Annotated in this window: 11 protein-coding genes; 3 read left to right on the top strand and 8 right to left on the bottom strand. The window is 72.5% G+C overall.

Annotation, left to right across the window (positions count from 1 at the left end; genetic code table 11):
* The first annotated feature begins 39 nt into the window (after nucleotides 1-39).
* Nucleotides 40-1,431, top strand: a complete 1,392-nt coding sequence (locus AB0I54_RS17625; RefSeq protein WP_363296875.1) for a solute carrier family 23 protein — start codon at nucleotides 40-42, stop codon at nucleotides 1,429-1,431.
* Here AB0I54_RS17625 and AB0I54_RS17620 read toward each other — a convergent pair.
* Entirely contained in the window at nucleotides 1,398-2,528 is a 1,131-nt protein-coding gene (locus AB0I54_RS17620) for a glycoside hydrolase family 6 protein (RefSeq protein WP_363296954.1), read from the bottom strand. The two genes, AB0I54_RS17625 and AB0I54_RS17620, sit on opposite strands and share 34 nt — an antisense overlap.
* A 185-nt stretch (nucleotides 2,529-2,713) precedes the next feature.
* Between AB0I54_RS17620 and AB0I54_RS17615 the strand changes: the two genes are divergently transcribed.
* Both AB0I54_RS17615 and AB0I54_RS17610 read left to right on the top strand, forming a co-directional pair.
* A complete protein-coding gene (locus AB0I54_RS17615; protein ID WP_363296874.1) occupies nucleotides 2,714-3,400 on the top strand; it encodes a DUF5995 family protein in 687 nt (228 codons plus the stop codon).
* A 98-nt stretch (nucleotides 3,401-3,498) separates the two neighbouring features.
* Nucleotides 3,499-4,428, top strand: coding sequence for an LLM class F420-dependent oxidoreductase (locus AB0I54_RS17610; RefSeq protein WP_363296873.1), 930 nt, complete (start codon nucleotides 3,499-3,501; stop codon nucleotides 4,426-4,428).
* 30 nt (nucleotides 4,429-4,458) lie between these two features.
* On the opposite strand, the gene AB0I54_RS17605 is transcribed toward AB0I54_RS17610, so the two are convergent.
* The 7 genes from AB0I54_RS17605 to AB0I54_RS17575 all read right to left on the bottom strand — a co-directional run bounded on the left by AB0I54_RS17605 (nucleotide 4,459) and on the right by AB0I54_RS17575 (nucleotide 13,520).
* On the bottom strand, nucleotides 4,459-6,171 hold the full coding sequence (locus tag AB0I54_RS17605) for an NAD(P)/FAD-dependent oxidoreductase (RefSeq protein WP_363296872.1): 1,713 nt from the start codon (nucleotides 6,169-6,171) through the stop codon (nucleotides 4,459-4,461).
* An 83-nt stretch (nucleotides 6,172-6,254) separates the two neighbouring features.
* Nucleotides 6,255-7,043: a carbon-nitrogen hydrolase family protein gene (locus AB0I54_RS17600; protein ID WP_363296871.1), complete on the bottom strand. Its 789-nt coding sequence runs from the start codon at nucleotides 7,041-7,043 to the stop codon at nucleotides 6,255-6,257.
* Nucleotides 7,044-7,288: 245 nt separating this feature from the next.
* On the bottom strand, nucleotides 7,289-7,669 hold the full coding sequence (locus AB0I54_RS17595) for a DUF742 domain-containing protein (RefSeq protein WP_363296870.1): 381 nt from the start codon (nucleotides 7,667-7,669) through the stop codon (nucleotides 7,289-7,291).
* Between the two features lie 7 nt (nucleotides 7,670-7,676).
* Nucleotides 7,677-8,123 (bottom strand): roadblock/LC7 domain-containing protein, encoded by a 447-nt coding sequence (locus tag AB0I54_RS17590; RefSeq protein WP_363296869.1) that lies wholly within the window; start codon nucleotides 8,121-8,123, stop codon nucleotides 7,677-7,679.
* Nucleotides 8,113-10,770, bottom strand: coding sequence for a nitrate- and nitrite sensing domain-containing protein (locus AB0I54_RS17585; RefSeq protein ID WP_363296868.1), 2,658 nt, complete (start codon nucleotides 10,768-10,770; stop codon nucleotides 8,113-8,115). The genes AB0I54_RS17590 and AB0I54_RS17585 overlap by 11 nt, the downstream gene beginning before the upstream one ends.
* A gap of 93 nt (nucleotides 10,771-10,863) precedes the next feature.
* Nucleotides 10,864-12,327 carry an HAD-IA family hydrolase gene (locus AB0I54_RS17580; RefSeq protein ID WP_363296867.1) on the bottom strand — a complete coding sequence of 488 codons (1,464 nt, stop codon included), beginning with the start codon at nucleotides 12,325-12,327 and terminating at the stop codon, nucleotides 10,864-10,866.
* Between the two features lie 113 nt (nucleotides 12,328-12,440).
* Nucleotides 12,441-13,520: an ABC transporter ATP-binding protein gene (locus tag AB0I54_RS17575; RefSeq protein WP_363296866.1), complete on the bottom strand. Its 1,080-nt coding sequence runs from the start codon at nucleotides 13,518-13,520 to the stop codon at nucleotides 12,441-12,443.
* Nucleotides 13,521-13,523: the final 3 nt, after the last annotated feature.

The following is a 13,523-nucleotide window of genomic DNA, read 5'->3' as shown; positions in this document are numbered from 1 at the left end:
TCCGGACCGTCTTCACGTACAGAGAAAGCGAAGTCCCACATGAACCTCGGCGTCCGCTGGAAGCTGCACGGCGACGGGCGCACACCCGAGCCCGGAGCGGTGGTGCGCCCCGACGAACGGCTCTCCTGGCCGCGCACGGCGGGACTCGGCGCCCAGCACGTGGTGGCCATGTTCGGCGCGTCCTTCGTGGCCCCCGTCCTGATGGGACTCGACCCCAACCTCGCGATCATGATGTCCGGCGTCGCGACCATGATCTTCCTGCTCGCCACCCGCGGCCGGATCCCCAGCTATCTGGGCTGCTCGCTCTCCTTCGTGGGCGTGGCCGCGGTGATCCGCGCGCAGGGCGGCACGAGCGCGACCGTGACCGGCGCGGTCTTCGTGGTCGGCGTCGCGCTGTTCCTGGCCGGACTCGCGGTGCAGCGCTTCGGAGCGCGGATCATCCACGCCACGATGCCACCGATCGTCACCGGCACGGTCGTGATGCTGATCGGCTTCAACCTCGCTCCGGTGACCGCGTCCACGTACTGGCCGCAGGACCAGTGGACGGCGCTGCTGGTGATGCTGTTCACCGGCCTGGCGGTCGTCTGTCTGCGTGGATTCTGGTCGCGCATCGCGATCTTCCTGGGCCTGCTCTTCGGGTACGGCATCTCCTGGGCCTTCGACCGGATCTTCGGGAAGATCCACTCGGTGGACGCGAGCGGCAGGCTCACCGACCACTGGCGGCTCGACCTCTCCGGTGTCGGCAAGGCCGACTGGATCGGGCTGCCCTCCTTCCACGGCCCCTCCTTCCAGTGGTCGGCGGTCCTGGTCGCGCTCCCGGTCGTCATCGCCCTGGTCGCCGAGAACGCCGGACACGTCAAGGCGGTCGGCGAGATGACCGGCGAGCGCCTCGACGACAAGCTCGGCACGGCGATCTCGGCCGACGGCGTGGCGTCGATGCTGTCCACCGCGGTGGGCGGGCCGCCCAACACCACGTACTCCGAGAACATCGGCGTGATGGCCGCGACCCGCGTCTACTCGACCGCCGCGTACTGGGCCGCCGCCGGCTTCGCGCTCCTGTTCGGCCTCTGCCCCAAGTTCGGCGCGGTCGTCGCCGCGATCCCGGGCGGTGTCCTCGGCGGCATCACCGTCATCCTGTACGGCATGATCGGCCTGCTCGGCGCGCAGATCTGGACCAACGCCCGGGTCGATCTGCGCAACCCGCTGAACCTCGTACCGGCCGCCGCGGGCATCATCATCGGCGTCGGCAACGTCACCATGAAGTTCACCGCCAACTTCTCCCTCAGCGGTATCGCACTGGGCACGCTGGTGGTCATCACCGGCTACCACGCATTGCGCCTCATGGCACCCGCCCACCTCAAGGTCCAGGAGCCCCTGCTGGACGAGGGCACGTCGTCCTACGACGAGGAGACCGGCCGCGCCAGTTCGTAGGCGTACGACGGGGTGAACGTCCCGGCCGCCGCGTCGCAGCCGTCCGACTCCCCCGGCGCCTTCACCCACAGGTAGGCGTCGATGCGCCGCTCGCCGGTCTTCAGGGTGGGTGTGCGGCCGAGCCGGCGGCCCGCCGGGTCGCACCACTCGCCGTCGGCCGGGGCGCCGTTGCCGTTGCGGCTCGTGTCTATCACCGCGCCGAAGCCTGCGGGACCACCGAGGGCGTCGAGGACCTGCCGGTCGTAGGCGATCTCGTCGGCCGTGGTGCGGAAGTTGGAGACGTTGCTGAAGACGCCGTCGGACGACGCCGGTGACGCGGCGCCCGCCCGCCTCAGCAGGGCCGCCTGCCGGTCGGCCGGGTTCCAGCCCGAGTGGCCGGCGTCGTAGTAGACCCGCGCCCTGGGATCGGCGGCCTTCAGGACCCGGCCCGCGCGGGCCAGCGAGGCGAACCGGTCGGCGCGGTCCGCGGCCTGGAGGCAGTCGGACTGGGCGATCGAGTCCGGTTCCAGCACGACGACGACCTCGCCGGAGCCCAGCCCCTGGGCGAAGGCATCGATCCAGGCGTCGTACGCGGCGAGATCGGGCGCCCCGCCCCGGGAGGCGCCGCCGCAGTCGCGGTCCGGGATCGCGTACGGCACGAGCACCGGCACCCGGCCCCGCGCCGCCGCTGCCGAGGTCACCGCGCGCACCCGCGAGGCGATGGTCGCCGGGGTGTGGTCGGTGAACCACACGGCGGCCGGCTGGTCGGCGATACGGGACTCGATGAGCGCGGCGCGGGGGTCGTCGGGGTGGGCCCGGACCCAGTCGAGCACCTGGGAGTCCGGGTGCCGGTAGAGGCGGTGGGGCAGGACGGCGGTCCGTTCCCTGCGTTCGCTGCGGTTGGGCGAAGGCCCGGGCCTCGTCGTCTCCCTCCTCACGGACGGGGAAACGGTGGGAGCGGGCGGCGCGGACGGTGACGGCACCGCGGGCAGCGGCGCCCGGCTCGTCGTGTGCGTGATCTCGGGCCGGGCCCGGTCGGAGCCGTGCCCGTCGTCGAGCGCCGAGAACATCCCGGTCGCGGTGCCGACGGCGGTCACGACCGAGGCCAACGCCACCATCGCGCCGCGCCGGAGTGCACGCCTGCGCGCGGCCCTTCGTGCGGCCAGGCGGCGGGTACGTAAGCCGGACACGGTGCCGCTCCCCTCCCCCCACCCTGCGCTCGCGCAACGGGGCGTTCCCCCGTTGTGGGGAAGCACCGGGCCCGTCGGCACGCCGGTCGGCCCAGGGCTGGGACCCTTCCCCCATGACGCAGTTGGAACACTTCACCGCTTGTGTCGACACCGTCGTCGCCCGGATGCGTGCCCTGGACTCGGCCCTGCCCGAGCGGGACGGGGTCGCGGTGTTCAACCGCGTCTACCTGGCCGTCACCGAGGAGGTCGAACGGCGCCTGGACGCCGGGCAGTTCGCGGACCCGCGGGCGGCGACCGCGCTGGACGTGCGGTTCGCGGAGCGGTACCTCGCCGCCGTGGACGCGGTCGCGGACGGCCGCCGTCCGCCTGCCTGCTGGCGCCCGCTCTTCCAGCTCCGCCGCCATCCCGGTGTACGCCCCCTGCAGTTCGCCCTCGCGGGCATCAACGCGCACATCGGCCACGATCTGGCGCTCGCCGTCGTGGACACCTGTCGTACGCTCGGCTGCGAACCGGCCGATCTGGAGGGCGAGTTCGACCGCGTGGGCGACCTCCTCGTATCGCTGGAGGAACGCATCCGCGACGATCTGATGCCCGGCCCCGATCTGCTCCAGATCGCCGACCCGCTCACCCATCTGCTCGGCTCGTGGAGCCTGGAGCGCGCCCGGGAGGCCACCTGGTCGGCGGCGCGGGCCCTGTGGGCGCTGCGCCGGTTCGAGGACGTCGCCGAGGAGTTCACCGAGCGCCTCGACGCGGCCGTGGGCTTCGCCGGGCGCATGCTGCTGACCCCGCTCGCCGACTGAGGCGACCCGATCCGGCCATCCCCGCCACGCCTCACCGGAACTCCGTGGTGATCGTTGTAGGTTGCAGCGGAAACCGATCGCGAAGGAGCACTCGGCACATGGCGACCAGGCTCGGACTCAGCCTTCCGCAGAATCGGCAGTACGCCCTCGGCAAGGACGTGCCCGATGTGGCACGCACCGCCGAGGGGATCGGATACGACAGTCTGTGGGTGTACGAGCGGGCCCTGTTCCCGGAGCCCGCGACCCAGGGCCTGTACGGCATCGAGGGCATGCCCTGGCCGGACTCCTACCGCGGTGTGGCCGAGCCGCTGGTCACGCTGACGCTCGCCGCCGCGGCGACCGAGCGGATCCGGCTGGGGTCGAGCGTGCTGGTCGCGCCCCTGCACCAGCCGTTCCAGCTGGCCAAGTCCCTCGCCACACTCGACGCGGCGAGCGGCGGCCGGGTGATTGCCGGCTTCGGCACGGGCTGGTCGCTGGACGAGTACGCGGCCGCCGGCATCCGGCCGATCGCGGAGCGCGGCAAGGTGCTCGACGAGACCATCGAGGTCTGCCGCGCGGTGTGGGGCCCCGACCCGGTGCGCTACGACGGCCGGCTCACCAAGATCGAGTCGGCCGTGGTCGGGCCCAAGCCCGCCCGGCCGATCCCCATCCTGCTGGCCGCGAGCAACAAGCGGGCCCTGACCCGGCTCGTCGACCACGCGGACGGCTGGATGCCGGTGGGCATGGGCGTCGAGCAGATCGCCGCCCAGTGGGCCCAACTGCAGGACCTGGCGGCCGAGCGCGGGCGCAAGGAGCCGGTCCAGACGGTCCTGCGGGTGAACGCCGCCTACTCGGCCAAGCCCTACGACGGCCCCGACCGCCGCCCCTTCCAGGGCAACGCGGACCAGATCGTGGAGGACCTGGTCGCGCACGCGGCGATCGGCCTGGAGGAGATCCTCGTCGACCTCCAGGACTCCGCGCGGGACGCTCAGGAGCTCAAGGACGTCGCCTCGGAGGTCTACGAGAGGGCCCGCGCCGCCGGGGTGTAGGACCGGGCCAGGTCCTGGCCCGGTCCTGGCCTAGTCCTCGGGGAGCTCGACCGGCGCGATCTCGTCGTAGACGTCACCCGGGCCCGGGTTGGCCGCGTCGGTCGTGCCGCCGAAGTGGTGCATGACGCCCCAGACCGCGTTCAGCGCGGTCTGGACGGCACCCTCGGCCCAGCCGGCCGTCCAGGAGATGTCGTCGCCGGCCAGGAAGACGCCCCGCTTGTCCTCGGGCAGCCGGTCCTGCATGAAGTGGGTGTACAGGCGGCGCTGGTAGCGGTAGTGGCCGGGCAGGTTGGCCTTGAACGCGCCCATGAAGTAGGGCTCGTTCTCCCAGGAGACGGTCACCGGGTTGCCGATGATGTGCTTCCTGATGTCGACCTTGGGGTAGATCTCGCCGAGCGACTTCAGCATGACCTCCATCCGCTCGTTCGCGGACAGCGGCAGCCACTTCAGGCTGTCGTCGCACCAGGTGTAGGAGAGGCAGATGACGGCGGGCTTGTCCGGACCGTCGTCCAGGAGGTAGGTGCCGCGCGTCATACGGTCGGTGAGCGTCATCGACATGACGTCCCGGCCGGTCGGATTTCCCCTGTCGTCGACGGCCTTGTCCAGCCAGAACGGCCGGTCCACAGGCACGAACAGCTTGCTGGACTCCATGTAGTGGGTCCGCTCGATGGCAGTCCAGTGGTCGATCGGGAAGAGCGAGTCGTCGCAGGCGATCTTGGACAGCAGCATCCAGGACTGGGCGGTGAAGATGGCCGCCTTGAAGGTGCGGATGTCGCCGTTCGCGTCGGTCACCGTGATCTGGTTGCCCGCGGTGCGGTGCAGCCGGGTCACGGCCGGGCGCGGCTCGCCGTTCTCGTGCAGGGACTTCAGCGAGGTGCCGTAGGCCCAGTGCACGATCTTCTCCGGCTCGCGCTCCCACAGCCGCACCGGCAGCTGCTGGGAGCCGCCGACGATACCGCGGTGGTGGTCGTCGGCCTCGGTGTAGACGACGCGCAGGATCTCCAGGATGGAGTTCGGGAAGTCGGTGTCCCAGCCGCCGGTTCCGAAGCCGACCTGGCCGAAGATCTCGCGGTGCCGGAAGGACTTGAAGGCCTCGGACTCGCAGAGGAAGCCGTAGAAGGTCTGGTTGTCGAGCTTCTCGACCAGCTTCGCCCAGATCTCACGGATGCGCGGCACGTCCCGCTCGCGCATGGCGCGGTTCATGTCGGAGAAGTCGGCGCCCTCGTCGAGGCACTTGTTCCAGGCCTCGGCGACATCACGGTAGACCTGCGGCAGGTCGTCGATGGTCTCGGCGTAGTGCGACTCGCCCTTGAGGTCGACGACGGTCGAAGGCGTCGCCTCGGCAAGGGGGTTGGGGAAGGCCTTGGTCTCCAGGCCGACCAGGTCGATGTAGTGCTGGAGGGCGGTGGAGGACGGCGGGAAGCGCATCGCGCCCAGCTCGCAGTTGAGCGACTCGTCGCAGCCGTCGAAGCCGACGGTGCGCAGTCGGCCGCCGAGCTGGTCCGCTTCGTAGACGACGGGCTTGAGGCCCATCTTCATCAGTTCGTAGGCGGCCACGATGCCGGACAGACCGCCGCCGACGACCGCGACCTCGGTGCCGTGCTCGGTCGCGGGGACCTGGCCGAGACCCGCCGGGTGGGCGAGGAAGTCGTCGTACGCGTACGGAAAGTCCGGGCCGAACATGGTGATCGGCGGCTGCTGCTCGTCGGCGTGCTGGACGGCGTTGGGCACCGTGGACGTCATGGGGTACGGACTCCTTGCGCGGGAAGAACTCGGGGGAAGTTCTGAGGGAGGTTCGGCGGAGCGGTGTTCGTGGGGCGGGAGGTTCAGACGAGCGACCCGTAGAGGCCGGGGCGGCGGTCCTTCAGATACGGGTTCGCCTCACGGGAGGCAGCCAGGAAGGCGGGGTCGACGTCGGCGAGGACGAGCTCCTCGGCGCGGCCGGCCCGGGTGCGGGCGACCCCGTCGGGACCGGCGAGGACGGACAGCCCGACGAACTCGAACTCGCCCTCCGGACCGACCCGGTTGACGTACGCCACGTACATCTGGTTCTCCCAGGCCCGCACCGGGACGAGGGACTCGGCGACGAACTGGAACGGATGCATCTGCGCCGTCGGCACCACGAGGAGATCGGTGCCGGCCAGGGCGTGGGCGCGGACGTTCTCCGGGAACTCGACGTCGTAGCAGATCATCAGGCCGACGGTCAGGCCGTTCAGCTCGGCCTGGACGACGGGCTGGTCGCCCGGGGTGAAGTGGTCGCGCTCGAAGCAGCCGAAGAGGTGGGTCTTGCGGTAGTTCGCGAGGCGGGTGCCGTCCGCGGAGATCAGCTGGACGGAGTTGTGGACCGTGTCGCCGTCGCGCTCCGGGTAGCCGTAGGCGATGGCCAGACCGTGCCGGGTGGCGAGCTCGGCGATCGCGTCGGCCGAGTCGCCGTCGGCGGGCTCGGCCAGGCGGCCGATGTCGTCGCCGATCGCGTACCCGGTGAGGAACATCTCCGGCGTGGAGAGCAGCGCGGCGCCCGCGGCGGCGGCGCGGCCCGCGGCCTCGTCGAGGACCTTGAGGTTCTCGACGGTCGAGCCGGGGCGGCCGGAGCTCTGGAGCAGGGCGGTACGCATGCGTGTTCCTCACCGGTACGGAGGGGTTTGGGGGCCAGTTAGAAGGTACGTTCGCCGGACTTGGCCGGACAAGGAGGAGCCGTTGCGCGCCGGTGAGCGGTTCGTTGCGTGCACCCGGCACCGAGCGGCGATTCGTTGCGTGCCCTCGGGCCACGGATCCGGGCGATCGTGGCCCACCGGAGCCGTCCCGTCGGCCTGACCTGCGTATACGCCCTGAAGTGGGCGCTGTACGAACGCAGCCGGTGTCAGAGCTCGCGCAGCCGCTCGACGATCTCCTGGAGCAGCTCCGGGTCGGCCGCGGGGCCGGAGACCGGCAGTCGGCGCGGTTCGTCGATGCGCACCAGCCCGGCCTCGGCCAGATCGCCGAGCAGCACACGTACGACGGTCAGGGGCAGGTCGGCGTCCGCGGCGAGCTCGACGACCGGGCGCGGGCCGCGGCGCACCAGGTCGAGCAGGGAGGTGCGGGCGTGGTCGACGCCCGGCTGTGCCGTGCCCGTCTCCAGGGCGGTGACCCGGGACATCAGGTCGATGGTGTGCCGCTCCGAGGGCCGGGTGCGGCCCCGGGTGACGGTGTAGGGACGCACCATCGACCCAGTCTCGTCCTCGTACCAGTGGTCGTCGCTCACGGCCGGATCAGGTGGCCGGGCGTGCGGCGGCGTCCAGGTGGCGGCCGAGGCGGCGGACGAGCAGCGCCATCTCGTGGGCCAGCTGTCCGACGTCGGTCTGCACCTCGCTGAGCACGGCCAGGCGGCTGCCGTCGCCGGCGGGGGTGATGAAGAGGTAGGCGTCGTCGAGCATCACCATCGTCTGCCGAACCTCTCCGGCCTCGAACCGCTCCCCCGCCGAGCGGGCCAGGCTGTGGAAGCCGGAGCAGACGGCGGCGAGGTGCTCGATGTCCCGTCCGCGCATGCCCTCCGAGGCGCTCAGCGGCAGGCCGTCCGCGGTGAGGAGCACGGCCTGACGGACGTGGTCGGTCCTGGCCACGAGGTCGTCGAGCAGCCAGCCGAGGCCGGCGTCGGGTGCTCCGGCCCGGTTCTCGTGGGTCTGTGCGTCACCGTGTGTCGTCTCGTCACCGTGCATCGTCGGCGTCCGTCCCTTCGTCGGCGTCTGTGGTCGTGGGCAGCCCCTTGCGGCCCCGTTCGAGGCCGCGCTGGAAGGCGCCGAAGACCGCCCGCATCTCCTCGGCGTCGACCTCACGCTCCGGGGCGGCATCACGGGGCGGCGGGTCGTCGCGCAGCGGTGCGGCGAGCGAGGCCTGCCGAACGCGGGTGGGCAGAGCGGGAGCAGCCGCGTGGGGAGCGGGAGCGTCCGTGCCGGGAGCGTCCGCGTCGGGGCCGGCGTCGAGACCCTCCACGGGCTCGCTGACCTGGCCGCCCTCCACGGGCTCGCTGACCTGGCCGCCTTCCACGGGCTCCCTCGCCCAGCCGCCCTCCATCGGCCCCCTCACCTGGCCGCTTTCCGTGACCAAGCGCATCACCCGACCGGACTCAGGCACCGGGAACTCCCCGCGGCCGTCGTCCGCCGGGCGCCCCTCCGCCCGGCCGTGCTCAGCGAACGAAGTCTCCATCCGACGGCTCTCCGCCCGCTCGGCGTCCGCCGCGTGGCCGTCCGCTCGACCGTGCTGCGGCGTCGGGGCGTCCGTCCGGCCGCCTTCCGGCGTCGGGCCCGGCGGCCGGCCGGGCTCGGCCCACAGATCCTTGACCGGGGCGCGCCCGGAGACCGACGCCTCCGCTCGGCCGGGGGCGCCCGGTCCGCGCCGTGACGGCAGGCTTCGTACAGGTGTGTCCGGCTCCGCGCTCCCGTCGCCTGCCTCTGGCTCCAGCTCGGCCAGGAGCGTCGACGGCAGCAGTACGACCGCGGTCGTGCCGCCGTACGGCGAGTCCCGCAGGGTGACCTGGATGCCGTGACGGGCGGCCAGGCGGCCCACGACGTACAGGCCGAGCCGGTCGTGCCGGGTCGGGTCGAAGGCGTCGGGGTCGGTGAGGGTGCGATGGGCGTCGGCGAGCTGGTCGGGGTCGAGGCCGAGGCCCCGGTCGTCCAGCTCCAGCACGAAGCCGCCGGACGCCCGGCCGGTGCGCAGGGTGACCTGTGTGTGCGGCGGCGAGAACACCGTGGCGTTCTCCAGGAGCTCGGCGATCAGATGCACCACGTCGGCCACGGCGTCCGCCGCGACCCCGACCTCGGCCATCGGCGGGACCACGACGCGCGTGTAGTCCTCGATCTCGCCCACCGCGGCCGACACCACGTCCGCGACCGGCACCGGCCGTCGCCATCTGCGCCCTGGCACCGCGCCGGACAGGATGATCAGGCTCTCCGCGTGCCGGCGCATACGCGTGGTCAGGTGGTCGATGCGGAACAGCTGGCGCAGGATGTCCGGATCCTCGGTGCGCCGCTCCAGCGTGTCGACGAGCTTCAACTGGCGGTGGACGAGCGCCTGGTTGCGGCGGGCGATGTTGAGGAGGACCGCGAACAGCCCGCGCCGCAGGGTGGCCTGCTTGACGGCCGCCTCGACGGCGGCCAGGCGCGCGGCGTTGAAGGACCGGCCGACCTGGCCGATCTCGTCGGCCCGTACCTCGTCGGCGGCCAGCGGCGGCGCCTCCGCGACCGCGTCCACGTCCTCACCGGCACTCAGCCGTCGCATCACGTCCGGCAGTTGCCGGGTGGTCAGCACGTCGGCGGCGTCCCGCAGCGTCTCCAGGCGGCGGGAGATCCGCCGGGCGCCGCGCACCGCGAACCACAGGGACACTCCCACGGCGGCCAGCCCGGCCACCGCGACGACGACCGCCTTGGTCAGCTCCTGGTAGGCGAACGCCCGCCCGCGCGCGGCCGAGTTCTCGGCGGAGCGGGTGCACAGCTGCATATAGCGCTTGACGGCCCGGTCGCTGGTCGTCCGCCAGGTGCCGGCCGCGACGGCCTCCCCGGCGTGTGCCGGGCCGGCCCGCAGCAGCGCGTCCTCGCCCCGCACCAGCGAGCGGTGCAGGTCGCCGCGCTGGAACTCCTCGAACAGGGCGCGCGAGTCGGACGGCAGGTCCGGCACATACGTCCGCTCGAAGACCCGCCGGTCCTCGATCGTCGCGGTCAGGGTGTCGTACTGCCGGTCGGACAGCGTCCCCGCCGCCCGTGCCCCGGCGACCAGGGCGTCCTCGCGGGAGACGAACTCCCGCACCCGCACAAGCTCGATGACGACCTGCGCCTCCCGGGCGAGCTGCCCGGCCTGCAGGGCGGTGAGCGTGGACTGGACGTCGAAGCCGGGCTCGACGAGCGCGCCGTACTCGGTGACGGCCCGGTCCCAGGAGATCCGCCGGGACAGCACGCGGTCGCGCAGCTCGTCCAGTCCGTCGGTGGCGTGGAGCATCGCGTCGAGCGTCTCCCGCTGCCGGTCGCTGAGCCGGCTGCGGTCGCCGTCCCGGATCGCGTCGCGCATGGCGCTCACGGCGCGGTCGGTGCGGCGCTGCTGGGCCAGCAGGTTCCCGGCGGCGGCCGTGTCGTGGCCCGCGCCCAGGTAGGTGGCCGAGAGCCGCCGTTCGATCTGGATCTGGCCGATGGCCGTGTCAACGGGGGTGCCGAAGTCCTCGTACACCCCCTGGAGCCGGATCAGCGCACGCAGTTCGCCGGTGACGGACACCATGGCGAAGCTCCACAGTGCCATCAGGGCCATGACCGGAGCGAGTGCGAGTGCCACGATCCGGGTGCGGACGGTGGTGGGACGGCCGACGGGCCAGCGCATGAATACCTGCCGGTGTTACCAGTCAGTAGAAAGTCCGGCACAACCTACGGGATCGCCACCTGCACCGCAATGGTTGCCCCGGGTAACCCCCGGTCAGTTCCCGGGCACCGAGAACCTGGTGACCACCGCGGCGTGGTCCGAGGGCCAGTCGTTGCCCGCGACGTCGGGCCAGGGGCGCGGGATTCCGCTGACCAGCGTCCGGGAGTCGAGCACCGTCAGACCCCGGTGCAGGACGTAGTCGATGCGGTCCTGCGGCTCGGGCCGGCCGCTGCCGTCCTCGTGCACCGGATGGATCGGGGACCAGGTGTGACCGGGGGCCGTGTCCGGGTCCGGGTGGGCCTCCCGGTAGGAGTCGCGCAGCCCCGCCCGCTCCGCCGCCTTCGTCACCGGCCACTCGACGTCGGGCCAGTCCAGGTGGGAGGGGCAGTTGAAGTCGCCGACGAGGACGACGGGCACGCCGTCGCCGTTCGACTCGGCGATCCGGTCCAGGGCGTCTTGCATCTGCGTGAGCCGGACCTCCTCGTGGGCGATGAGCACGTCCGAGGGGAGAGCGTCGAAGGCGGACTCGTAAGGACCGTACGGCGTGTAGTGGAGGTGGGCGGTCCAGACGTCGACCTCGCGGCCCGGGGCGATCTCGATCCGGACCCCGGCGGCGCCGTAGAAGCCGACGTCCGGGTCGCCGAAGCGGGCGGTGACCGGGTGGCGGCTGATGACGCCCAGGTTCTCCCCGGCCCGGTGGTGGTGCCAGCCCAGGGCGTCGGCGAGCTCCTGGGCCGCGGTGCCGCCGGTCTCCTGGAGGCCCACCACGTCGACGCCGCTCTCCAGGATCACCTTGAGCTGCTTGGCACGGTGGTCGTCGACCGGGCTGCCGCCGAGCCACAGGTTCCAGGTCATGACGCGCAGTTCGTATCCGACCATGTCTCGCAGGTCCTCCGGGGTGACTGCGACGAGGCTGTCGCGTACGGTCCGGCCGGGCGCCGCCTCGATCGGCGCGAGGGACGGCACGGCGAGGACGGCGCACCCGGCCGCCTCCGCCGAACTGACGCCGGTACCGGTGTCCTCGACCGCCACGCAGGCCGCCGGGTCGACACCGAGGGCGTGGCAGGCGGCGAGGTACGGATCGGGGGCGGGCTTGGTGCGGCCGGTGTCGTCGGCGGTGACGGAGGCGGCGAAGCGGCCGGCGCCGAGGGCTTCGAGCACGGTGTCGGCGACCGCGCGTGGGGACGCGGTCACCAGGGCGGTGGGCACGCCGTCGCGGGCGAGGGCGTCCAGCAGGTCGAGTGCGCCGGGGCGCGGCACGATGCCGGTGCGGACCCGGGCGACGAACTCCCGGTGCAGCTCCCGCGCGATGCCGTCGGCCGGTCTGCCGGTGGCCGCGCCGAGCCATTCGGCGGTGTCCTCGACGGCACGGCCGAGCACCTCCGGCTGGTCCGCCTCGGTCAGTGGGCGTCCGGCGACCTGCTCCACCGCCTCCCACCACAGTCGCTCGGTGTCGACGAGCGTGCCGTCCATGTCGAACAGAACGGCCTGGAGCGGGAGTCGGGGGTGGGGGGTCACGTTTCTCTCTTTCTTCACTGACAGACTGACAACTGCGCTGACCGGTCGGGGCGTCCGCCACCGCTCGGTGCATCACTACCGGTCGGGGCGTCCGCCACCGGCCGGTGCGTCCGCTACCGGTCGCTTCGCTCGGCCACGAGCACCGGGCGCTCCGGCAGCGACACGCTCACCGCGGCTCCGGCGCCGAGTCCGGCCGCCTCGTGCGCGGGCAGGTCGGCCTTGGCCTCGGTGCCGTCGGCGAGCCTGACGGTCACCCGGACGACCGCGCCCAGGAAGGCCGTGGCGACGACACGCGCGGTGCCCTCGTCGTCCGCGGCCACCCGGACGGCCTCGGGCCGCACCAGCACGTCGACCTCGGTCGCGGCAGGCCCCTCGCCGTCGACCGGCAGCCGCTGTCCGAGCACCTCGACCGAGCCGTCCTTCAAGGCGCCCGGGATGCGGCTCATCGTGCCGACGAACTCGGCGACGAAGGCGGTGGCGGGCCGCCCGTACAGCTCGGCGGGGGCGGCGCACTGTTCGAGCCGTCCGGCGCGCATGACGGCTACCCGGTCGGCGACGGACAGCGCCTCCTCCTGATCGTGCGTCACGAAGAGCGTGGTGATGCCGAGTTCCTGCTGGAGCCTGCGGATCTCCTCGCGCAGGGTCAGCCGTACCTTGGCGTCGAGCGCCGACAGCGGCTCGTCGAGCAGCAGCACGCGCGGGCGCAGGGCGAGCGCGCGGGCCAGCGCGATGCGCTGCTGCTGGCCGCCGGAGAGCTGGTGCGGGAACCGCTCCCCCTTGTCGCCCAGGCCGACCAGCTCCAGCAACTCGGCGGCACGCGAACGCCGTTCGGCCGTCCGCACCTTGCGCATGCGCAGCCCGAAGGCGACGTTGTCGACCGCGTTGAGATGCGGGAAGAGGCTGTACGACTGGAAGACCATCCCGGCGTCACGGCGGTGGGCCGGGACGTGGGTGACGTCCTCGCCGTCCACCAACACGGCGCCCGAGTCCGGGTGTTCGAACCCGGCGAGCATGCGCAGCGCGGTGGTCTTGCCGCAGCCGGACGGGCCGAGCAGCGCGAGGAACTCGCCCGGTCGCACGGCGAGGTCGAGTCCGTCGAGGGCGACGGTGGACCCGAACTCCCGGCGAAGGCCGCGGAATTCGACCGTGGCGGCCTTCTCCGTGACGGTCGTGTCGAGCGTGGTGGCGGTCATTGG

Origin of the sequence: Streptomyces sp. NPDC050625, assembly GCF_040654755.1 — a bacterium.
Lineage (GTDB): Bacteria > Actinomycetota > Actinomycetes > Streptomycetales > Streptomycetaceae > Streptomyces.
This window is presented reverse-complemented; position numbering and strand designations above follow the sequence as displayed.

Coding starts and splice junctions, on each gene's coding strand:
- AB0I54_RS17625 (WP_363296875.1), top strand. CDS start 40: ATGAACCTCGGCGTCCGCTGGAAGCTGCACGGCGACGGGCGCACACCC.
- AB0I54_RS17620 (WP_363296954.1), bottom strand. CDS start 2,528: ATGGTGGCGTTGGCCTCGGTCGTGACCGCCGTCGGCACCGCGACCGGG.
- AB0I54_RS17615 (WP_363296874.1), top strand. CDS start 2,714: ATGACGCAGTTGGAACACTTCACCGCTTGTGTCGACACCGTCGTCGCC.
- AB0I54_RS17610 (WP_363296873.1), top strand. CDS start 3,499: ATGGCGACCAGGCTCGGACTCAGCCTTCCGCAGAATCGGCAGTACGCC.
- AB0I54_RS17605 (WP_363296872.1), bottom strand. CDS start 6,171: ATGACGTCCACGGTGCCCAACGCCGTCCAGCACGCCGACGAGCAGCAG.
- AB0I54_RS17600 (WP_363296871.1), bottom strand. CDS start 7,043: ATGCGTACCGCCCTGCTCCAGAGCTCCGGCCGCCCCGGCTCGACCGTC.
- AB0I54_RS17590 (WP_363296869.1), bottom strand. CDS start 8,123: ATGCACGGTGACGAGACGACACACGGTGACGCACAGACCCACGAGAAC.
- AB0I54_RS17585 (WP_363296868.1), bottom strand. CDS start 10,770: ATGCGCTGGCCCGTCGGCCGTCCCACCACCGTCCGCACCCGGATCGTG.
- AB0I54_RS17575 (WP_363296866.1), bottom strand. CDS start 13,520: ATGACCGCCACCACGCTCGACACGACCGTCACGGAGAAGGCCGCCACG.